We start from the raw sequence: 22205 nt of genomic DNA on the forward strand, positions 1-22205 counted from the left end.
TGCTTTCAATGGGAGGAATTAACAAAAAATGAAATTAAGAAATCGAGGAATGTTATCGTTACTAATGGCAATCGTTATTGTATTGACGATGATCCCTTTTCATCCGTTAGAAGTAAAAGCAGCGGCAACACCAACACTTGATCTCGGTAATCCAGTTAGGGTAACCGGAGCAACATACCAGCTTCCCAATGCTGCAATTGGAAGCACAGGCGCCGTTCATGCAGCGGGCGGATACTTTACTGTAGCTGTAAATAGTGGCACAATTGCTGTTGGAACTCATTCAAGCAGTATTACCGAGTTGACCTATGGCATAAAAATTAGTGGCATTGATACTGATATATCTACACCTACAAATAGAGTGTTTAATTTTTCAAGTAGCACTACTTATGAAGACATTCAAGCTGCTATTCGCAATATGACATTCAATCAAGTTCCAGGGCAAACTGTCACAGTCAATGTAACGCCAGGGGCACCATTGGTCAATGGAAAAACTTCTGTTCGTACCTACAAGGGACGCTATTTTACATATGTGGAAAGACAGAATACCATGACTTTTAAAGACGCTGTGACTACTGCAACGTACAATAACGGACATCTTGTAGAGCCAGCAGCAGGTAATGCTGGTGCTGCAGAAATGTTGGCGATCGCCAGTATGTTTAACGAATTTAAGAGTTTATGGTCAGGAAGCAGCTGGTACTTTATAAGCTTTATTGGCGCTACCAAAACTTACACACCTAATTGGGACACTTCTGTTGGTAGCTCTACAAGGTATGTATCAAATGGATACCAAACAGGTCTTGAGACCTCGAATGAGTTTGTACCTAATGGACCCTTGGACCATCTTACACTTGTGCTAAACACCAGTAATACTGCAGTAGGTTACTTAGGCGTAACTAATGTACACGGTAGCGGCACATATAAAGACCCAGGAGTTATTGTCGAATATAATTCCGGTTTCATTAGTAACATCATCACTGCCACCAAAGTTATCGAGCTTCCGGTCATGGGAGGCAGCGTAACCATCAATGGAGTTGCCAAGATAGGTCAGGCGTTGACGGCGAACGTAACGGGAGTCACGTATACGAACACGATAGGTAATGTGCCTACTTACCAGTGGTACCGAAACGGAGTCCCCATCACGAATGCGACGGGTTCAAGCTTCGCGTTAACCGTAGATGACATAGGCGCGGCCATCACCGTGAAGGTTATCGCAGACGGCGTACACGCGACAGGCAGCGTAACGAGCACAGCGACTGTACCGGTTATAGCTGTAGATAAAACACTGCTGCAAGCAACGGTCGATAAGATCAATCAAGAGAACTTGCAGACAACCGACTATACTCCGGAAAGCTGGCAGGCACTGCAGGATGCGTTGAAGCAGGCCCAGAAGGTACTAAGCGATCCTAACGCTGCGCAAGCAGAGGTTGACACGGCGTTAGCGGCTTTGAACGATGCGCGCAATCGTCTGGCTTCGGCGAATGTCGGACTCGTCTCGCTCAGTGTAGGCGATGGGAACGGGAAACCGATTGGATTGACTCCGGCTTTCGACGGCCAGCAGTTGAATTACAAGGCGGTCGTATCGAACGAAGTGTCTACGGTCGGTATCGACCCGCAAGCTCTCCAGCTGGGCAGCAAGGTCGCCGTTACCTTGAACGGCTACCCGGTCAACGCCTCCGATTGGAAGAACTTGCCGCTCAAGGAAGGCCTGAATACGATTCAGGTGGAAGTGACCGGACCGGACGGCAAGCGGGCGACCTATACGCTGGAAATCGTTCGGACCACGAATAAGCTGGTATCGCTCACTCCTTCCATCGGCAGCTTGAGCCCGGCCTTCGATCCGAACACGGAAGCTTATACGATGACCGTATCCAAAAACGTATATCAGCTGCAATGGACGCCACTAGCGCTCGATCCGAGTGTGAAGATCGAGATCGGCGTCAATGGAGGAGCTTATAACGAAGTGACCAGCGGCGCAACAAGCGTGGAGCTTCCACTCAATGTCGGTTATAACACCGTAACGGTGAAGGTGACGGACCGAGATGGCCATATTAAGGTATATACGATCACCGTAAACAGATTCTCTGGAAACAGTCAGGCAACGGGCGGTGGTGGTGGAGGTGGAGGCGGAAGTACTTCCAATTCCGGTGATATCATCACAACGGTGGACAATAACAAGTCCTCGTTTGCAACACAAACAACGGAGCAATCTGGAGACCGCACGGTCACGAACGTGAAGATCGATAGTGACAAGCTTACCGGCATCTTGTCACAAGGGGGCGCACAAAACCTGGCGATTCGTGTTCCGGGAGACAGAGATGTTCAGGTACAAGGCCTTACAATAGCAATGGTCAAGCAGCTGAAGGATACCGGGTCGAGCCTGGAAATCGGGAACTTGCTGGCGATCTATCCGGTGCCTAGCGGCCAACTGGACCTCGGTGCGATCACGAAGCAGTTTAGCGATACAGCGCTTGGCGATATTACCGTGAATATCCGCATTCAGCGTTCGGAACAAGCATTAATCGACAATGCGCGCAGCCGTGCAACGGCTAATGGCTATGAACTGCTGGTGAATCCGGTCGATCTGGATATGACCTTCTCCCATGCAGGACAGACCGTCCGTGCGGAGCAATTGAACGGGTATGCGGCAAGATACATTGCGCTTCCCGAAGGCATCGACCCGAACCGGATTACGACCGGGGTGATCGTCAACCCGGACGGAACCGTGTACCATGTACCGACCGTCGTTACGAAAATCAGTGACAGGTATTTTGCAAAGATTCAAGATATGCGCAGCCATGGCAGCTACTCCGTCATTTGGAATCCGCAGGACTTCAACGATGTTAAGAGTCACTGGGCGCATAAGACGGTCAACAATGTTGCCGCCAGACTCATTCTTGCCGGAACCGGGAACAACGTATTCTCGCCGGATCGTAATATCACCCGTTCGGAATTTGCGATTATGTCAGCAATGGGCATGGGGTTAATGGGTCAGGAATCCGCACAGAACACATTCCATGACGTTGATTCCACCGCTTGGTATCGCGCTGGCGTATCTGTAGTCAGCGAATTCGGTATCGTGGAGGGCTATGAGGACGGCACGTTCCGCGGCGAACAGCAGATTACCCGGGAGCAGGGGATCGCGATGGTCGCCCGGGCTTACAACCTGATTAAGCCGCAAAGTACGGCGATGAGCCAGACCGAGATCGCAGCAGCGCTTTTGGTGTACGGCGATGCAGCGGATATTTCCGATTGGGCGCGCGAGATAGTTGCCAGGATGGTTCGCGACGGCATCGTAGAAGGAAGCGCCAGCAAATTGCTGAAGCCGAAAGATAGCATAACGCGGGCAGAAGCAGCAGCGCTGATCGAAAGAATGCTCAAAACAACCGATTTGATCGATAAGTAACAATTATTCGAACAACCATTGCCGACTTTCATGTCGTCGATGGTTGTTTTTTTAAAACCGTTAAGCTGAGCCATAACCATAAAATTATGGCTAATTAATCGAGCAGATAGGACATAAAGGTGTATCTGTCTGCGGCAGCAGCACAGTATTGGGTAGGTCAACCATTTTGTGGGCAAGGTTTTGCAACAGAAGCTGCCCAAAGGGTACTTAAATTTGGGTTCGACGATTTGGAGTTTAACCGTGTTTTCGCATGCAAACAATGCTGCCGCTCCTGCGTGAAGCGCCGGCGGGACGCATCGTCAACCTAGAGAGCACTGGCGGATTGTCACGTGGAATTCGAACCCGTCGAACCTGTACCGCGCAATGTTCGGCACCTACTCTACATTGAGATGGCTTGCCAGGTCATTACTTCAATGGCTTCTTTCGCGGACTCATCCAGCGCAAGCCATTCAACAAGCGTTTCTACACTGCGCTAATCGACGCCATTCTCCTGCCTGCTCTCAAAAACCCGCGAACAGCTCCAAATGCCATGGACCAATGATGACTAGGCCCTTACCAGAAGAATCTGATCATTATTTCGAGTAACCGGATATTCAGTTGATAGACACAAGGCAGGGTATCTATGACACGCTGGTCCAACCTTATTCTGGTCATGAAAGCAGAAAATCACTGAAAGTGTATTCAAAAGCCGATGCACACAATGGATATAACCAAGTTATTAATAAATTACCGATTTAATCTATGTGTTTACGGGTTGTGTCAGCCCCTAAATGCAAACAATAGACACTAATCCTCTATGGATAGTGTCTATTGTTTATTATAAAGTCGCACAGTGCCACTCAATGATCCCGACAATATCTATTAAGGAACATTTATAGTTAATCATCCGAACTTGATGAAATGAGTATCGTTTTTTCATGGTCAGGTATTGTGCAATCGAGTCATTTACCGTTCCAGGTTAAATTTATTTTTCATATACTTTTAATAATTTGAAAAAACAAACAGGGGGGAGGGATTATGATGGATGATCAGACAGGTCAACCGGGGCAAACTGGTCTAACAGGTCAGACAGGAAAGACAGGCCAGACGGGTAAGACAGGGCTAACAGGAAAGACAGGTAAGACGGGTGAGAGAGGAAAAAGAGGCAAAACAGGCAAAACAGGTAAGACTGGTCCAAGGGGAGAGACAGGAGCAGCCGGATCGACAGGTGCGACTGGAGAGACAGGACCGACCGGGGCGACGGGTGCGTACGGAGAGACAGGACCGACCGGGGCGACGGGTGCGTACGGAGAGACAGGAGCAACCGGAGTAGCGGGTGTGACAGGAGCAACGGGACTACCGGGAGAAACAGGAGCGACTGGGTCGACGGGTGCGGCGGGATCGACAGGTGTGACAGGAGCAACGGGACTGCCGGGAGAAACAGGAGCGACTGGGTCGACGGGTGCGACGGGTGCGGCGGGATCGACAGGTGTGACAGGAGCAACGGGACTGCCGGGAGAGACGGGATCAGCCGGAGCAACGGGTCCGACGGGAGAAACTGGTGCGACCGGAACAGCGGGTGTGACAGGAGCGACTGGGTCGACGGGTGCGACGGGATCGACAGGTGTGACAGGAGCAACGGGACTACCGGGAGAGACGGGATTAGCCGGAGCAACAGGGCCGACGGGAGAGTCGGGTGCGACAGGTGTGACAGGAGCAACGGGACTGCCGGGAGAGACGGGATCAACTGGAGCAACGGGTGTGACGGGAGAGACAGGTAGCACCGGAGTGACGGGTCCAACGGGAGATACAGGAGCAACCGGAACGGCAGGTGCGACGGGATCGACAGGTGTGACAGGAGCAACGGGACTGCCGGGAGAGACGGGATCAGCCGGAGCAACGGGTCCGACGGGAGAAACTGGTGCGACCGGAACAGTGGGTGTGATAGGAGCGACCGGGTCGACAGGTGCGACGGGATCGACTGGTGTAACAGGAGCAACGGGACTGCCGGGAGAAACAGGAGCGACCGGGTCGACGGGAGTGACGGGAGAAACAGGAGCGACTGGGTCGACGGGAGTGACGGGAGAAACAGGAGCGACTGGGTCGACGGGAGTGACGGGAGAAACAGGAGCGACTGGGCTGACGGGTGTGACAGGAGAAACAGGAGCGACTGGGTCGACGGGAGTGACGGGAGAAACAGGAGCGACTGGGTCGACGGGTGTGACAGGAGAAACCGGAGCAACCGGCCCAACTGGTCCTCTCCCGATCGTAACCATCATACCTGTTGCCAATCGTTATTATTATATAGTAACCTCAGATTTAGTACTTACGGACCCTGCTGTGCTTCCGGCTAATTTGTTCACGGACGATGCAGGGAATTTGATCAACACTTTTTCAGGCATGGGTACCAATAGCTATAATAATCTTTTCATCAACGGGTTGCTGCAAGAAGGCAATGCATACAGCGTAACTCCCCATACATTGACCCTATTGGCAGATGGCAGCACAATATATGCAGGGACACCGATTACACTTGAGACCCTGCAGTTTATTGCCCAGGTCTCGTAGGATAAGGTTAGCAATGAGCGTAACAAAAGCAGCTCGTATTCCAATGCGGAACGGGCTGCTTTTGTTTGTGTCCATCATGGTTTCTTCATTCATCACCGGGATTCTAAATTCCGTTCGACTGCTCCCTTTTCTCCTTACGATATTGCCCCGGGGGGACACCGACGGTTTTCTTAAATGTACGCGAAAAATTTTGCGCGTTGCTGTACTGCAGCCGCGAAGCCATCTCGTCCACGCTCATGTCACTGTGAAGCAGCCAATTTTGAGCTTTGACAATGCGACTGTGCAGCAGGTAATCCGAGAATGTCGTATCGTGAACCTCCTTCAACGCTTGCTTGCCGATTGAGGTTGGCACATTCAGTGCTTTGCAGCAGCCCTCCAGTCGCAGATCGGCTTCATTATGCTCGTGAATGTAGATGGAGAGCTGGCTCGCCACTTTATGCATATGCTCCATATGCTCCTGCTGCAGATCGGCACAGAGCAGGTCGATGACGTTGATCTTGAACCAGCCGATCCATTCTTCAAGCGTAGAGAGCTGCATCAGCTCAGCCATTAACGGCTCGGCAGGGGGCTTGCGCAGTGAGTTGCCAATTGTTCTGTAAATGGAGAACACCATTTCTGCCAGCTGGCTTTGCAGCCATTGATAGTTAAGGGTTCGCAAGCCTTGGAGCGTACTTAGCTGATCCGTATAACGATAAGCCAGCGTTGGGTCGAGTGAACGAATAGCATAGATGATGTCATTTTCCAGCTCGCGGAAGGAGACTGGCAGTGCGGTGGTTTGACTCTCGTTATCCTCCTGTTGAAACTCATCGATAGGGATAACCTCGTTCGTGCCGGTTACAAGCTTATGCTTCAGCGCTTCTTCTGCTTCCTGTGACGATAAGCTCAAATAAGCATACTCCTTGCGCACCAGACTGATTCCGATAGAAACCGTGAACGGAAAGTACTGCTCGATAAAATCGCGTATTGTAATCGCTGCTTCCTGCACGGAAGCTTTTACCACACCTTGACCTAGACCATCGTCCGGCAAGGAAATCAGAGCCAGAAATCTGCCCTCACCACTGCTGCTAACGACCCCTTTGCCCTTCCCGTCTATAACCTCTTGGATCACCATGGACAACCCATAGCCAAAATAATACAAATCCACCTCTGAATAGAGACCGGTCATACTTTTATACTGATCGATCTCAACGCACAAGCAACCATAGCCGCCCGCCAGCAGCGGAATTTGATACCTTTCACATTTGTCCAGATCCTCTTGGGAACGAAGTCCTTTGTGCAGCATGTTACGAATAAAGGCCTCGCGGATTTCGGGTGTCAGCACCTTAACCTGCTCCTTGAGCTCATCCCGTGTCTCTTTAATATGCTGCATTTTATCGTAAATTGACCGGAATTCATCATCCCGAGGTGCACGCTTGCTTGCCCCTGCTTCTTTGTCCGATTGAACTGTGGCATCATCCAGTAAGGTCACAATATCACTCCAGCCCCGCCACAGCCGATTGGTGGAAAGAATCGTTACAAGGGCAGCCATGGCTAGTAAAATCCCCGCCAAAATAAACACGACATTACGAATCCGATTGATTTTAGTGAACAGCTCATCGTTAGGAATCGCAAAGCCAAAGACCCAACCCTTATAAGAGGGAGGCAGGTGAGCGACGAACAGCTCTCTGGAGGTGGCTTGCCCTTGTGTAATTTCCGGCACCACATTCAACATTAGACTTGTACTGTCAAGCGTGCCGCGATTTTGCAGCATTTGACCGGATTCATCGAGAATAAAATAATTGCCTTTCACTTCGTCCGTTGACCCCAGTATGTGATCGAAAAACTGCTGATTCAGATGTAGGATCATATAAAGCGGCTTCGATGCTTGAAAAATCGGCAGCTTGCGAATATAGACAGCAGTAGGTGCCTTCTTGACGATTGTATTGAAAAAGGCTGTATCCTTGTTCATCGCTTCAAACTTGCCGATTATGGCTTCGTAATCATTCTGAAAGTCGCTAACCTGATGATTGGTGCTGTACAGCCGTTTGTTGCTGAGACGGTAAAGCGCAATATTATCGACATCGTCAATCGACGTTTGGATGCGGAGCATCGTTTCGAGAAGGGTCAATATTTCAAGATTGTTTTCTTCCTTCCCAGGTGTGATAAGCGATTGAAGAGCAGGAAGCTTTTCAAATTGAAGGACGGATTGATCGATCTGTCGAAAATAGCTTTCGACCCGATCCTGTGTGCGCTGCAAAGATACATGGTAGGCACTCTGCACCTCTTGTGTTAACGTGTTAGTGGCAACAACGTACACGGTGTAACCCATAGCCGTGATGCAGAGGGAGGCTAACAGCAGCATGATGATCAGCGTTTGAACCTTCTTGGAGCGTTGCAGCTGCATAGGGTTCTCCCCTTTCTATTAAAAATATAACCGTAAAATTATAGCATGGAAAGTGTCATTTCGCGTAAAAAGTGGATTTAGGCATAAAGATACCCGCCAGCAATTGGCAGGAAAACACCGATATCAATAGCTTTTTAATGGTCATTTGCTCAAATTCGATTGATTTGATCGTAATGATCATTGCTTGAGCAATACACACAGCTGTACATTGTTAACGAAGCAGCACCAGATCCACAGCCAATCGAATAGTTAACGAAAAGGGGAATAACAACGATGACTAAAGGGATTAACACGAATAATCGTTTTTTGAAACGTACGGCAAGCACCATGCTCGTGACTGCATTAGTAGGGGTAACGGCAGCCTGCGGCAGCAATCCACCCGCTCCAGCTGCTAATGGTAGTACGTCGACACCGGCTAAAGCGTCAAGCGGTCCAGTAAAGCTGAAGCTGGCGTATGACGTAGGTAATGCAATTCCAAGCACCTCTGCCGACAGCAATGAAGCGATGAAGTATTTGCAGGACAAATTGGGCGTCCAGTTCGAATTCAATGTGAATGCTTACGAGATCTACAAGGAAAAAATCCGCGTACAAATCGCCTCAGGTGATATTCCGGATGCGTTCGCTTGGCGGACGATGGACGATTTTATTGTTGGTATGATCAAAGCCGGTGAAATCGTTCCGCTAGATGATTACATTGATAAATACCCGAACCTGAAAAAGCAAAAGGATCTGGATATCACGAGGTATCAAAATAAGATCTGGGCCGTGACCAACGTCCGAAACCCTGTAGCCTCAGGCGATGCGCCGTTGATTCGTCAGGACTGGCTCGATAATCTGGGCCTGCAGACTCCCAAAACTCTGGATGATCTCTACAATGTTGCTAAAGCCTTCACCTTTAACGACCCTGATAAAAATGGTAAAAAAGATACCTATGGCATACAGCTTGGCTATGCGAACAATGCTTTTGTCGGAATAGGCGGCTTGCAGAAGCCTTTTGGCATTCAGGATAAATGGGTAAAGCAGCCTGATGGCAAATATGTGCCGAACTTTGCGACACCGGCTTTTAAGGAATATTTAACATGGATGAACAAAGCGTTCAAGGACGGTCTGATCGACCCCGACTTCGCGGTAACCGATGGCCGAACAGCTGAATCGAAGGTAGTCGGCAAAGGACAGGCGGGGATTTTCTTCCATTATATGTCCCGTGTTAATGATTTTGAGGATAATTTCAAAAAAGCGAACCCTGCTGCAAAGCTGCTGCCGTTTGAACCTGTCAAAGGTACTACAGGCCTGCAAGGAGCTACAGGTCGTGTAAATTATGGCGGTATGTTCGTATCCAAAAAAGCAGGTCAAGACCCGGCCAAAATGCAAAAGCTGATGGAATGGTTTGATTTCGGAGCAAGCCCAGAGGGACAAAACTTTAGTTTATATGGGGTGGAAGGCATCCACTCTGTGAAGAAAGACGGCAAAACTGAAGTGAAAAGCGACCTGATATCCCGCGATATGCCAGGTACATTCATTGCTACACTGCCGCTGCAGCCGACAGAAGAAGTATTCGTCAGCAAGAAAAACTCTGAGGAAGCACAAAAAATTGTCGCTGATGGCAATAAAATGCTGGAGAAATTTTTGAAAATTCCAAAACCACTCGATTTTGCTTTCTCACCGACTGGTGCGAAGTACAATGCGGAAGCAGAGGCTTTTATTAACACAAGTATTGTTAAAGTGATCATGGGCAACATCAACGTGTCGGAATGGGATGGTATCGTGAAGCAGTGGTATGACCGTTTCGAGGGCGCGAAGTGGATTGAGGAAATTGCTGCGACTGACGGAAAATAGCTCAACATGGTGAATGTGGCTGCATTATTCGTAATGTTGCAGTCACAGTTATAGTAACAACGAGGAATGGAATGCATAGCAAGATGACAAGCGGGTACGTTCTGGATCATCGGGACGTACCCGAGCTTTCTACAGGGAGTGATTATGATGTCAATGAGAACGGAATCGATTCCAACCAGCAGGCGTCCCCAAGCAGCAGTCCGTTCCGGCAGCAAGCTAAGAAAGAAATTATGGTCGGATCGCTATATGTATTTGCTGGCACTGCCTGGCATGGCGTTTATTTTATTATTCGATTACGTCCCGATGTACGGGATTGTATTGGCTTTTCAGGACTACAACCCGTTCGGAGGTATCCTTCATAGTGATTGGGTGGGGTTTGCACATTTTGCGAGATTGTTTAAGCATCCGGATTTTTGGCTGGTGCTGCGCAATACACTCGTGATCAGCCTGCTCAATCTGGTGTTGTTTTTCCCTACACCGATCGTGCTTGCTTTACTGCTGAATGAGGTGCGTTCCCATTGGTTTCAACGGACGGTGCAGACAATTGTTTATTTACCGCATTTTGTATCTTGGGTCGTCATCTGCTCGCTGACGATAACACTGATGAACTCGGAGGGACTCGTTACCCAACTGGTTCATTTCCTTGGGTTTCCGAAGGTACAGCTGCTGTTGGACATCAAGCTGTTCTGGGGGATGATTACGCTGCAAAGCATCTGGAAGGAAGCGGGCTGGGGTACGATCATATTTCTCGCCGCGCTGGCCGGAATTAATCCTGAGCTGTACGAAGCAGCGCGAGTAGATGGTGCCAACCGCTGGCAGCAGATGAGATCGATCACCATTCCGGCTCTGATGAGTACGGTAGTTGTGCTGCTGCTGCTGCGGATTGGACATATTATGAGCCTGTCATTCGATCAGCTGTACATTATGGGTAACCCGATGGTCAACAGTGTGGCCGAAGTATTCGATACGTACGTGTTCAAGGCGGGTGTGCTTCAGGGCAATTTCAGCTTTGCTGCCGCTGTCGGATTGTTTAAATCGGTTGTAGGGCTGGTGCTCATACTGGGATCGAATTATTTGGCTAAAAAAACAAGCGACAATTATTTGTTTTAAGGAGATTGCACATGAAATCACAAACAAAAATAGGGTTCGAGCTAGTGAACTATGTGCTGCTTGGCTTGATGGCGCTGATGATGGTGTTTCCATTCTGGAACGTGCTGGTGATGTCATTCTCCACACCGCATCTGGTTTACGAGGGGCAGCTGTTATTTTGGCCCAAGCAGTGGACGACAGTAGCCTACAACGCCGTATTTCAAAACCGTCAATTCATTCAAACCTTTCAAAATACGGTCTTCATTACTATAGTCGGTACGGCAGTAAGCATGCTGCTCACCACGACGCTTGCGTATCCGCTCTCCAAAAGGACGATCAAGGGTACGGGCGTCATGCTGTTTATTGCTTTTTTTACGATGCTGTTCAATGGGGGAATCATTCCGTCTTATTTGCTGGTCAAGGAGCTTGGGATGTTGAACTCCTTGTGGTCGTTGATCATTCCGAGTGCGCTGAGCGTGTTCAATTTGATGATTATGGTCAGCTTTTTCCGATCTTTGCCAACGGAGCTGGAGGAATCGGCCAAAATCGATGGCTGTAACGATATCGGCGTATTGCTGCGTATTGTCATTCCGATCTCGCTGCCAGTTATCGCGACGTTGACGCTGTTTTATGCGGTGTCCAAGTGGAATATGTTTTTTCAAGCGGTTATGTACAACAGTGATATTAGCAAAATGACGATGCAGGTGTTATTGCGGCAAATATTGATGCAAATGACCAGCGATGCCGTTGATGCGGCAATGGCCGGAGAAGTTCCGAAAATTGGCGTTACCGTAAAAATGGCGATGATCATTATTGCAACGGTTCCGATTTTGCTGATTTACCCTTTCCTGCAAAAATATTTCGCCAAAGGCGCGATGATCGGCTCGGTTAAGGGTTAATGGATGAACGTTTGATGATGTACCGTGAATATAAGAGCTTGCCGTAAATGGTGAGAGGTGGATCTCAAGGATGGATACCCAGAAGCTGTTGGACAAAGCGCAGCAGGTTTATGCGTACATGGTAAAGGCCCCGGAGAACGATTGGCAGCGCAATATGGGCAATTGGGACTGGAAGCCTGGCGTCGTTCTCATTGCTGCCGTTGCCTACGATGAAGCGATAGGCTCGGATGAGGTAGATGAGTACTTATGGCGTTGGATGAGGGATAATCGACATAAGGCGGCACAACAGCGCGTTCTTAATTCGACGGCACCGTTCGCAGCGCTGACCGAGCTGCTGCGCAAGCAGCCGGAAGCGGCAGCAGAGTGGTTGATGAGGCCCCGATAAATCCGCCCGATACGTCGGCTCCGAGTGATCCGATTGTTAACGTAACAGGAAGGACGCCGAACAGTATAACTTTGAGTTGGACAGCAGCGACGGATAACGTCGGCGTTACAGGATATGATGTTTACAATGGAAACAACAAGCTGGTTTCTCTGACAGCAAATGCTAATCTCGGCTACGCAGTAACCGGGTTATATCCGAATACAACGTATATCCTCGCCGTAAAAGCCAGAGATGCCGCTGGCAATATGTTAAGCCATCGACAGTTGATGTTTCATTATCGGACCTTAACAGCGTATCGGGCTGGGCTCTTGGCTCTGTGCAGGCTGCGGCCTCCATCGGGTTAATGAATGGAAGAGGAAATAACGAGTTCCAGCCCAATCAGCTGGCGAACCGCGCAGAAACCGCACAAGCTGTATATAACCTGCAGCATCTGCTATAACGTTAATAGCCAACCATACAGAAGCTACGAAACATCCCTTGCCAGTCATGGCGAGGGATGTTTGCATTTGCAGTGAAGAATAGGGGAGAGCTTGATCAAGCCACTTTTTAACTAGTATCGATTTGGGTAAATTTGGAATTCGATTTGGATATGTTGCCTTTCCCGAAATGGGTATAAACTGATAATTAATTAGGACGGTTGGACTTAGTATTCAACAATGTAAACGCTTTAATATTAAATGTCCTGTTAAGGAGTGGTTAATTATTATGCAATCTACAACCGTGAAGCCTGCAGTCAGAGCCATGTCCACAGCCCGAAGAGATTATAGGATAAGGCTCAGACAAATGCGTCATGATTATCAATTGTACGTCATCATTCTTTTACCGGTTGCCTGGTTAATTCTTTTCCACTATGTGCCGATGTTTGGTCTTCAGCTGGCCTTCAAAAATTTCAGGATTATGGATGGTATATGGGGAAGTCCTTGGGCTGGATTTGAATATTTCGAAAAGTTCTTTTATTCCTACCAATTCACCAAAATTATCGGGAATACGTTAATTATTAGCTTTTATGAGCTGCTTGCCGGATTTCCGCTTCCAATTATACTGGCGCTTGCGCTCAATGCAACGCTCCGAACCAAATTCAAGCAAACCGTACAGTTTGTCACCTATATGCCCTTCTTTATATCTACAGTCGTAATGGTTGGTATGGTCCTGCAGTTCTTAAATCCGAGAGTAGGGATCGTGAACACGGGCATTGGCTTATTCGGCATGGACGCGATCAATTTCATGGGTGACCCGAATTGGTTCAAATCGATTTATGTGTGGTCAGGCATCTGGCAAACGACGGGCTGGGGGACGATCATTTATTTGGCGGCGTTATCGGGAATCAGTCCAGAAATCCATGAGGCTGCCACTATTGATGGAGCCACCCGGCTGCAGCGAATCCGGCATGTGGATATTCCTGGTATTTTGCCGACGATCGTGACGCTTTTGATCCTGCATGCCGGATCGATTATGGGCATCGGCTTTGAAAAAATTTATTTAATGCAAAATCCATTGAACATTTCTTCCTCAGAGGTTATTTCCACTTATGTATATTCAGTCAGTCTAGCTTCCAGTGCCCCTAATTATTCTTATGCGACAGCTATCGGCCTATTTAACTCGGTCGTGAATATGATCATCATTTTAACCGTCAACCAGATTGCCAAAAAAGTAGGACAAACCAGCTTGTGGTAACCAAGGAGGCTGCACAATGAAATCCAATCGAGTAGGGTTAACGAATGCGGACAAAATATTTTATATGCTGAACGACTTCATCCTGTTGCTTGCGCTGCTGGTTGTGCTGTATCCGCTCATATATATTTTCAGCGCTTCCTTCAGTGATAGACTGGCTGTCGTGTCAGGCAAAGTGTTTTTATGGCCTGTCAATTTCTCCTTTGAAGGCTATACGGCAATACTGAAGGACCCAAGAATACTCCCTTCTTATGCAAACACGATATTGTATACAGTTGTGGGTACCACCATCAATGTAGTCCTCACGATCATGGCTGCCTATCCTTTATCCCGAAGGACGATGATTGGCCGCAACCTCATTATGTATGCATTCGCTTTTACGATGATCTTTCAAGGCGGCTTGATTCCGAACTACCTGTTGATTAAACAGCTGGGGATGATTGATACGAGATGGGCCCTGATCATTCCGGGTGCACTTGCTGTCTGGAATATGATTATTGCCCGGACTTTTTTTCAATCGACGATCAGCCATGAGCTTTTCGAAGCCGCTTCCATGGACGGGTGCTCGCACCTGAGATTTTTGTGGAGCATCGTGCTGCCTTTGTCCAAAGCAATTATCGCGGTGCTGGTGCTCTTTTATGGAGTGTCCCATTGGAATGCTTACTTTAACGCGTTTATTTACTTGAAGAGCAAGGAGCTTTTTCCGTTACAAATCATTCTGCGGGATATTCTGATTCAAAATGAGGTGGATCCCACTTCAATTACAGATCCGGAATCAATGACCAAAAAGCAAGGGCTGGCCGATCTGCTCAAATATTCGATTATCATTGTAGCCAGCTTACCTGTGTGGCTTGTGTATCCGTTCGTGCAAAAGCATTTTGTCAAAGGCGTCATGATTGGATCGATCAAAGGATAAACGGTTGTACATCGGCCCTTGAAGTGGTCCTCAGAGAGATTCAGGTAAAAGGCCGATTTGATTGTATAAAGATAGATAGAGGGGTACGAAGGAACAAAAATCGAAGGGAGAATGTTTATGCGAGGAAGGTTGTATAACCGTATGGTCGTAGTCTTTCTGTGTATGGCAATCGTGTTAAGCGCATGCAGCACAGAGAAACCGGCGGATACGGCAAAGAAAGAATCGACGGACACCAACTTATCGGCTGAAGGGGTACTGCCTATTTCCAAGGAAAAGGTCACGGTCACGATAACCGTCCCCTCAAGCCCATACGTCTTATCCTGGGAATATGGCAAAAATGAGCTGACTACATGGCTGGAGGATCAGACCAACGTTCATATCAAATGGAATTTTTACCCAGCGGCTGATGCCAAAACAAAGCTGAATCTGGAGCTTTCGTCGGGTGGTGATCTCGGTGATCTGATCATGGGCAACTTTTCTCTGGACAATTCTTCGCTTGCCACCTATGGATCACAAGGCATTATTCGGAAAATGGAGGATCTGATCGACAAGCATGGCTCCAATATTAAAAAAATGTATGCCGAATACCCTAATATCAAACAGGCTACCTCAGCACCTGATGGTCATATTTATGGACTCCCTCAGGCGGGCATATGCTATAACTGTGACCGCGCCATGCGGTTCTGGGTTAATAAATCGTTTCTGAAAAGCCTGAATATGTCCGTGCCGACAACGACGGAGGAGCTGTACCAATATTTGAAGGCTGCCAAGGAAAAGGACCCGAATGGCAATGGCAAAAAAGATGAAATCGGAATTGTCGGTGCAAAAACGAGCTGGTTCGCCAAGGCCGATCAATTTATTATGAACGCGTTCACCTACCAGGACGCCAATGGTCTGTATGTGAAGGATGATAAGGTTATTGCTGCGTATACGACACCTGCGTGGAGGGATGGCATTCGCTATCTGAACAAGCTCTCCAAGGAGGGCTTGATCGATCAGACCTCATTCACTAACGATGAGGCGCAGCTGAAGCAAATTGTCGAGTTGAACAACGGCAATAATGTGGCTGCGGTTCCGAGTGGCGGTCCTCATGCCTTTGCGGCTAATGATGCAACCAGATTAAATTATGAGATTGTGCCCCCGTTAAAAGGACCTAATGGGTTCCAAACCTCGTATTTCAATGAGTTTGGCGTTGTCGGTTCCTACCAATTCGCCATACCAGCCAATGGCAAGAATGCGGATGTTGTGATGAAATTGGTCGATTTTATGTATTCCAAGGAAGCCTATTTGCGAAGCCGCTATGGTGTAGAGGGTGTGAACTGGGAAGTGCCGAAGGGTACGCTTGCGGCGAATGGAGAACCGGCCAAATTCAAGCTTGTAGGCAAGGATTTATGGGGGGAGCCGCAAAATGCGCACTGGTCAGGGGCGAACTCCACATGGCCTCCGTTCGGATCGGATTCAAGGGAAGTGCTCCCAGACGGCAAATTCGACCTGGAAAAGGTGCTGTTCAATGCAGCGAAGCTGTACGACAAGACGGCTGGCAAGGTTTCAGTGCCGAAGTTCTTCTTTGAACCGAAGACGGCAACCCGATTTAATGAATTAAAGACGGAGATTTCTAAAAAGCTGGAAGCCGATATCGCGGATTTTATTGTAGGCAACCGGGACATTGAGAAGGACTGGGATAAGTTCCAGGCCGAGCTGAAGAATATGGGCAACGATGAATACATCTCTATCATGCAAAAGGAATACGATGCCAAATGGAAAGGAAGCAAGAAATAAGCAAAGCGTCTGAATCGAAAATCAAGGATCATAGGCAGCGGGGAAAGGTTTCCTTATCCCCGTTGTTCATTTAAAAGGGGATGAGCCTATTGGTGCTACCATCGGATACAGCCATCAGCTCTGCAGTACGTTCGATGAAAATCGGGATGCAGGGGGGCTTTTATCCCGTTCCCACGGAAGTGGGAACGGAATGTTCCGCTGAGTGGCTGCTGCGCAGATCAGCAGAGCTCGGATGTACGGTGCTGCAAACTCGTCATCTTCCCAAAAACCTAGAGTTATTGAAGGCAGTGGGAAAGCTGTCAGAGACACTGGGAATTGAGCTGGAGACATCTGTTCCCGGCGTATTTCAATTGGCTGGCGTGAACGTTGATCATGAGGCTAAAGCCCAATTTCTGCAGGCTATTGAAACTGCCAAGCTGCTGAACATGCCTGTCGTTCGAACGGGTTATGGACGGTTGAAGATTGCTAGCAGTCGTTTCAATCGAAGTGTGCATATCCACGATCATATTGAGTCTTTGCTCCCCTCGTTACAGGAAGCAGCTGCCATCGCAAAGGATGCAGATATATTGCTGGCTGTGGAAAATCATTGTGATTTTACCGGTCGCGAAATGGCCCGGCTGCTCGATAAGATTGACTCCAATCATGTCGGCGCTGCGCTGGATACAGCAAATGGGTTTACGGTATTTTGCGATCCGAATGAAGATATTGAAGCACTGACACCCTATGCCTTTACTACGCACATGAAGGACATGGTTGTGGTCGATTGTCCGATAAGAGGCCATATCCCGTTTACGGCATTCGGCTGTGCCTTTGGTGAAGGGCATGTTGATTTGCCCAGAGCAGTTCAGCTGTTGGCTGAGCGCAGCCCTCGTGCCGAAGGCTTGCATCTGATTATAGAGCCCGGCTGGATGAGGTGGGACCCGGAGCGAGATGTCAGTGTACAGGAAGCTGAATTTTATGCGCAAAGCGTAGCTTATTTGAAAGAGTTGCAAAATCAAACAGGGAGAGGGTAGGCAGATGAAGAATATTCTGGTAACAGGTGGAAGCGGTAGACTGGCGCGGTATGTCATTGAGTATTTAGTGGAACGGGATTACCGGGTAACCGGCTTTGATTGTGCTGCACCGAATGCAGCTGATTATCCCAAGGGCGTGCAGTTTGTCAAAGGCGATTTGACAACTCTTGAGGATTGCATGCGGGCGATTTCCTTATCCGAAGCGGAAGCGATCATTCATCTGGCTGCCATTCCTTATGATACCGAGCTTCATCCGGGCCAGTCGCGAATTCAAAACCTGCCGGAGGACGAGTGCATGAAGGTCAATACAATGGGAACGTATTACTTGATGGACGCCGCACGCCGATTCAAGCATGTGAAGACTGTTGCGTTTGCCTCATCCTACTATGCTCTGGGTATGGGACGAAGACTGAGCGGAACTCCTTTCCAGGTCGATTATTTGCCGATTGATGAGGAACATCCGAATCGACCTGAGGATTCGTACGCGTTGTCCAAGGTGTTCGGTGAAGAAATATTGCGCGCCTATAGCAGAGCGTATGGGATTCGTGCGGTCGCTTTTCGCCTGCAGGGGATTGATTGGCCGTTTCGCAAGGATGACTACAAATATGGAATTACGCTGGAAGCACGGCCCAACCATGTTGGCGGTCCTGTAGGTACCACCTATCAATATGTCGATCCGCGTGATGCAGCGCAAGCTTTTACGTTGGCTATTGAGGCTGAGCATCTGGAGATGTTCGAGGTTTTTCATTTATTGACCGACAGCCGTCATGTAGAGGATACGAAGGATGTAGTCGCTAAGGTGTGGCCCGATCTGGTCGAAATGGCAGCGGATTTGGAAGGGACGGAAGGACTCATTACAGCCCATAAGCTTCGGACCAAGCTCGGCTACAAGCCGCAGTTCTCTTGGCGCAACCAATCGGGTCGGGAATAGAGAGGATGGATGTTGAATGGACAAAATAGATATAATGGATAAGCAAATACGATTTGGACACACGGCTATTACTTGGGCCAATGAAGATATTGCAACGGCCGTTCCAGCCATTGCAGCTTGCGGTTACTGGGGGACAGAGACGTTTGGCTGGGTGTTGGAGGAGTGGGAGGCAGCGAATCGAGATCTATTGGAGGTTTTCGAGCGCAATCAGCTTCAACTGACGTCCCTGTACTGCCATTTGGATTTATTAAATCCGGATCATCGCAAGGCTGAAATCAATAAGGTGATGGAATGGGTAAAGCTGTATACAAAATATAACGGACCTGCGGTTATTATCGGAGGTAAAATGCTGAATCGGCAGCAATTTTCTTTGACAGAGCATATCCCACAAGTGATCTCAACCCTCAATGAGCTGGCTGAGCGGATCACGGATCACGGATTGCTATGCTGTTTTCATCCGCACACGGGCACGCCTGTAGAAACCGAAGAGGAAATTCACCGCACGATGGATGCTGTGGATGGACGTGTTGTCGGCTTTGCGCCTGATCTGGGTCAAATAGCCAAGGGCGGCTCTGATCCGTTGACTATCGTCAAAGCTTACCATGAACTGATCGGGATTGTTCACGTAAAGGATTATAGCGGAGGGCCTGTCGAGCAGGATGCCGAAGGCAGGGAAATCGATACCACCGGATTCCTGGGATACACCCCTCTTGGAGAAGGGACGGTGGACATCAAGGGGATTCTCGAGTACTTGGAGGAGATCGGGTACAAGGGCTATGCTCATGTAGAATTAGACGGAAATCAGTGGAGCCAGACCCGTAAGGGTCGTCCGATGTATCCTTCTTTGGACGCTGTGCAAATAAGCAAAAAGTATTTGCAGCAGCTAGGCTATAATAACTTTAAAGCTTGAGCGAAGCGGCCAAATGATCCTGTATAAGTGAAATATTCACCTTTGGAGTCGTGAATAATCGGAAGGATATTTGGCCACACTTCGGTCGCGCAGCGGGACGTATTCACCGCAATTTGAGGTGAACAAACCGTACTATTAATCCATAAGGCGGTGAAGCAGCTTGGTGAATTCGGCAAGACCGCAAACGAGTGATTTTACATTGGAGGAATATTTCGCCAAGGATGTTCAAACCAACCTGCATTTATTCAGCATGCATGTACGCCATGTCAAAGGAACGTGGTTTTTTCCATCGCACGAGCACTTTCAATATGAGATCAATTACTTGATAGAAGGTTGCCAGGAATTTACAATAAATGGTAATACCTATAATCAACAGGCTGGTGATCTGCTGTTGATTCAACCGGGTGAAGTTCACTTTAATCGCTCAGGCAACGAAAAGGAATTTACTTATTTTTGTCTGCATTTTCAGATCGATGATGGTCAACTGCTTCCAGTGCTTAACGGCTCTAATCAAACATATTATCCTTGTGATTCGCCAATGACCAGCAAAGTGCTGCCCCACCTGAACCGCCTGATCGAGTTTTCCAAAAAAAACGTTTCCTTGCAGGTAAGTGACCGTATGTTCATGCTTTCCGAGCTGTTTCAATTGTTTGGGACATTAGCCGACGAGCTGACTAAGGAGAAAGAAAGACAAATTGATCCGAAAATGAACGAGCAGTTGGCTTTTCATATTGCCGAAAAGATCGAGAAACTCGTCAAAAATACGCATATACATGGTCCTGTCGATGAGGACAGAATAGGCATCGACGATATTGCGGCAGAGCTGGGCATCAGTCCCGCTTATTGCAACCGGATCTTTAAAAAACGTTATCAGATCTCTCCGCGTCAATATTTATCCTCCTTAATGCTTCAAAAGGCCAAGCATCTGCTCATGCAGAAGGAGCTTTCCATTGATCATGTCGCTGAGCTGATCGGATACCGGGAGCTCGCTCATTTCAGCAGGCAGTTCAAGCGTTGGACAGGAGCCTCACCAGCCTGCTATAGAAAATCGATTACGGATTAGGCACATCCTGATACTTAATCGTCGTGTTTATATTGCGGTAATGAACCTGAAAGCGTAGTATACTAATAAAAGGTTTAATAGCCGAAGTAAACGATGAATGGGATGAGCATAACGGTTATGAGTGAACTAGCAATGGAAACCAGGGAACAATCCAGCAAGCCGATAATGACAAAAGCACTTATTCTTTTAATGGCTGTGGCCTGCGGATTGTCTGTAGCTAATTTGTATTATAATCAACCGCTGCTTGCTGACATAGGCCGTACCTTTCATGCAACGGCGAGGGAAGTCGGAAGCGTTTCCATGTTAACGCAGATCGGTTATGCAGTGGGGATGTTTATATTCGTGCCGCTCGGAGATATGAAGGAGCGCCGCGGATTGATTGTGACGATACTGCTTGCCGAGATGATTGCGCTTATCGGAGTAGCAACTTCTCAAACGATCCTATGGATTAATATCGCCAGCCTGGCCGTCGGTTTCACAGCTGTCACTACACAGATTATCATTCCGCTTGCTGCACATTTGGCTCCTCCCGCAGAGCGTGGCAAAGTGATCGGCACAGTTATGAGTGGACTGTTGATCGGTATTTTATTGGCAAGGACGGTATCCGGTGTAATCGGCGGCTTTATGGGCTGGCGTTCCATGTACGGGATTGCCGCGGCTCTTATGTTAATTCTGGCGATTGTGCTATGGAAGGTGCTGCCCAAAGCCGAGCCGCAGGTCGCTATCACCTATAAGCAGCTAATGAAGTCGATTGCCGAGCTGATCCGGACACAGCCTGTCCTTCGTGAAGCCTCATTACTGGGGGCTTTATTGTTTGGCGGCTTTAGTGTGTTCTGGACGGCACTTGCTTTTTATGTAGAGGGGAGCCCTTATCATTATGGCAGCGAGATCGCGGGCTTGTTTGGATTGGTGGGCGTATTGGGAGCTGCTGCTGCTCCGGCCGCAGGCCGTTTAACCGACCGGTTCAGTGCGACGGGGATGGTAGGTATCTTTATTGGTTTGGCCTTATTATCCTACCTTTCCTTCTGGACAGTGGGCTCTCATCTATGGGGCTTGATCGTGGGTGTGATTTTGCTTGATCTGGGTGTGCAAGGCTCCCAAATTTCCAATCAAGCGAGAATTTATGCTTTGGTTCCAGAGGCCAGAAGCCGGATTAATACGGTATTTATGGTTAGTACCTTTATTGGTGGATCCATTGGCTCGGCGCTTGGCAGCTATGCCTGGAGTATCGGGGAATGGAATGGGGTTTGCATTGCAGGAGGCTGCATGGTTGGAGTCGGTGCTGTTGTATGGGCTGTTCAGCGTATGAAGAAAAATTCCGTTAGACCTGCTTGCTCCTCCGAAATTTCAAAGCTATGATAAGGTGTATGTGTAAAATAT

18 protein-coding genes are annotated in these 22205 nt (G+C 48.4%); 17 read left to right on the plus strand and 1 reads right to left on the minus strand.

Annotated elements, in window-relative coordinates:
• Positions 1-28 precede the first annotated feature (28 nt).
• From LRL21_RS25100 to LRL21_RS45780, 3 genes are all read left to right on the plus strand, one after another.
• Entirely contained in the window at positions 29-3403 is a 3375-nt protein-coding gene (locus LRL21_RS25100; protein ID WP_240418512.1) for an S-layer homology domain-containing protein, read from the plus strand.
• A 119-nt stretch (positions 3404-3522) separates the two neighbouring features.
• On the plus strand, positions 3523-3711 hold the full coding sequence (locus tag LRL21_RS25105) for a GNAT family N-acetyltransferase (protein WP_240418513.1): 189 nt from the start codon (positions 3523-3525) through the stop codon (positions 3709-3711).
• A 709-nt stretch (positions 3712-4420) separates the two neighbouring features.
• The gene (locus LRL21_RS45780) at positions 4421-5950 is read left to right on the plus strand and encodes a DUF4183 domain-containing protein (RefSeq protein ID WP_476703987.1); all 1530 of its coding nucleotides are present in this window, start codon (positions 4421-4423) and stop codon (positions 5948-5950) included.
• 103 nt (positions 5951-6053) lie between these two features.
• Here the strand turns inward: LRL21_RS45780 and LRL21_RS25120 are convergent, their stop codons facing one another.
• On the minus strand, positions 6054-8333 hold the full coding sequence (locus tag LRL21_RS25120) for a helix-turn-helix domain-containing protein (RefSeq protein ID WP_240418514.1): 2280 nt from the start codon (positions 8331-8333) through the stop codon (positions 6054-6056).
• A 273-nt stretch (positions 8334-8606) separates the two neighbouring features.
• On the opposite strand from LRL21_RS25120, the gene LRL21_RS25125 reads away from it, so the two are divergent.
• The 14 genes from LRL21_RS25125 (at position 8607) to LRL21_RS25190 (ending at position 22184) form a co-directional block, all read left to right on the plus strand.
• Positions 8607-10169, plus strand: a complete 1563-nt coding sequence (locus LRL21_RS25125) for an extracellular solute-binding protein (protein ID WP_240418515.1) — start codon at positions 8607-8609, stop codon at positions 10167-10169.
• Between the two features lie 144 nt (positions 10170-10313).
• A complete protein-coding gene (locus LRL21_RS25130; protein ID WP_240418516.1) occupies positions 10314-11279 on the plus strand; it encodes an ABC transporter permease in 966 nt (321 codons plus the stop codon).
• Between the two features lie 11 nt (positions 11280-11290).
• Positions 11291-12157 (plus strand): carbohydrate ABC transporter permease, encoded by an 867-nt coding sequence (locus LRL21_RS25135; RefSeq protein WP_240418517.1) that lies wholly within the window; start codon positions 11291-11293, stop codon positions 12155-12157.
• A 70-nt stretch (positions 12158-12227) separates the two neighbouring features.
• On the plus strand, positions 12228-12542 hold the full coding sequence (locus LRL21_RS25140) for a hypothetical protein (protein ID WP_240418518.1): 315 nt from the start codon (positions 12228-12230) through the stop codon (positions 12540-12542).
• Positions 12521-12886, plus strand: a complete 366-nt coding sequence (locus LRL21_RS25145; RefSeq protein ID WP_240418519.1) for a fibronectin type III domain-containing protein — start codon at positions 12521-12523, stop codon at positions 12884-12886. The genes LRL21_RS25140 and LRL21_RS25145 overlap by 22 nt, the downstream gene beginning before the upstream one ends.
• Entirely contained in the window at positions 12859-12981 is a 123-nt protein-coding gene (locus tag LRL21_RS25150) for an S-layer homology domain-containing protein (protein ID WP_240418520.1), read from the plus strand. Before LRL21_RS25145 ends, LRL21_RS25150 begins: the two co-directional genes overlap by 28 nt.
• A gap of 266 nt (positions 12982-13247) precedes the next feature.
• Positions 13248-14216 (plus strand): ABC transporter permease, encoded by a 969-nt coding sequence (locus LRL21_RS25155; protein WP_240418521.1) that lies wholly within the window; start codon positions 13248-13250, stop codon positions 14214-14216.
• A gap of 16 nt (positions 14217-14232) precedes the next feature.
• Positions 14233-15129, plus strand: coding sequence for a carbohydrate ABC transporter permease (locus LRL21_RS25160; protein ID WP_240418522.1), 897 nt, complete (start codon positions 14233-14235; stop codon positions 15127-15129).
• 117 nt (positions 15130-15246) lie between these two features.
• Entirely contained in the window at positions 15247-16908 is a 1662-nt protein-coding gene (locus LRL21_RS25165; protein ID WP_240418523.1) for an extracellular solute-binding protein, read from the plus strand.
• Between the two features lie 92 nt (positions 16909-17000).
• Entirely contained in the window at positions 17001-17921 is a 921-nt protein-coding gene (locus LRL21_RS25170) for a sugar phosphate isomerase/epimerase family protein (protein WP_240418551.1), read from the plus strand.
• Between the two features lie 4 nt (positions 17922-17925).
• Positions 17926-18852, plus strand: coding sequence for an NAD-dependent epimerase/dehydratase family protein (locus tag LRL21_RS25175; RefSeq protein ID WP_240418524.1), 927 nt, complete (start codon positions 17926-17928; stop codon positions 18850-18852).
• A gap of 16 nt (positions 18853-18868) precedes the next feature.
• On the plus strand, positions 18869-19762 hold the full coding sequence (locus LRL21_RS25180; protein ID WP_240418525.1) for a sugar phosphate isomerase/epimerase family protein: 894 nt from the start codon (positions 18869-18871) through the stop codon (positions 19760-19762).
• A gap of 163 nt (positions 19763-19925) precedes the next feature.
• Entirely contained in the window at positions 19926-20825 is a 900-nt protein-coding gene (locus LRL21_RS25185; RefSeq protein WP_240418526.1) for an AraC family transcriptional regulator, read from the plus strand.
• A 117-nt stretch (positions 20826-20942) separates the two neighbouring features.
• Positions 20943-22184 carry an MFS transporter gene (locus tag LRL21_RS25190; RefSeq protein ID WP_240418527.1) on the plus strand — a complete coding sequence of 414 codons (1242 nt, stop codon included), beginning with the start codon at positions 20943-20945 and terminating at the stop codon, positions 22182-22184.
• Positions 22185-22205: the final 21 nt, after the last annotated feature.

This window comes from Paenibacillus periandrae (assembly GCF_022458865.1).
Classification (GTDB): domain Bacteria; phylum Bacillota; class Bacilli; order Paenibacillales; family NBRC-103111; genus Paenibacillus_S; species Paenibacillus_S periandrae.

What these genes read in the sequence shown, in the direction of transcription:
- LRL21_RS25100 (WP_240418512.1), top strand. Translation starts at nt 29, where the DNA reads ATGAAATTAAGAAATCGAGGAATGTTATCGTTACTAATGGCAATCGTT.
- LRL21_RS45780 (WP_476703987.1), top strand. Translation starts at nt 4,421, where the DNA reads ATGATGGATGATCAGACAGGTCAACCGGGGCAAACTGGTCTAACAGGT.
- LRL21_RS25120 (WP_240418514.1), bottom strand. Translation starts at nt 8,333, where the DNA reads ATGCAGCTGCAACGCTCCAAGAAGGTTCAAACGCTGATCATCATGCTG.
- LRL21_RS25125 (WP_240418515.1), top strand. Translation starts at nt 8,607, where the DNA reads ATGACTAAAGGGATTAACACGAATAATCGTTTTTTGAAACGTACGGCA.
- LRL21_RS25130 (WP_240418516.1), top strand. Translation starts at nt 10,314, where the DNA reads ATGATGTCAATGAGAACGGAATCGATTCCAACCAGCAGGCGTCCCCAA.
- LRL21_RS25135 (WP_240418517.1), top strand. Translation starts at nt 11,291, where the DNA reads ATGAAATCACAAACAAAAATAGGGTTCGAGCTAGTGAACTATGTGCTG.
- LRL21_RS25140 (WP_240418518.1), top strand. Translation starts at nt 12,228, where the DNA reads ATGGATACCCAGAAGCTGTTGGACAAAGCGCAGCAGGTTTATGCGTAC.
- LRL21_RS25155 (WP_240418521.1), top strand. Translation starts at nt 13,248, where the DNA reads ATGCAATCTACAACCGTGAAGCCTGCAGTCAGAGCCATGTCCACAGCC.
- LRL21_RS25160 (WP_240418522.1), top strand. Translation starts at nt 14,233, where the DNA reads ATGAAATCCAATCGAGTAGGGTTAACGAATGCGGACAAAATATTTTAT.
- LRL21_RS25165 (WP_240418523.1), top strand. Translation starts at nt 15,247, where the DNA reads ATGCGAGGAAGGTTGTATAACCGTATGGTCGTAGTCTTTCTGTGTATG.
- LRL21_RS25175 (WP_240418524.1), top strand. Translation starts at nt 17,926, where the DNA reads ATGAAGAATATTCTGGTAACAGGTGGAAGCGGTAGACTGGCGCGGTAT.
- LRL21_RS25180 (WP_240418525.1), top strand. Translation starts at nt 18,869, where the DNA reads ATGGACAAAATAGATATAATGGATAAGCAAATACGATTTGGACACACG.
- LRL21_RS25190 (WP_240418527.1), top strand. Translation starts at nt 20,943, where the DNA reads ATGAGTGAACTAGCAATGGAAACCAGGGAACAATCCAGCAAGCCGATA.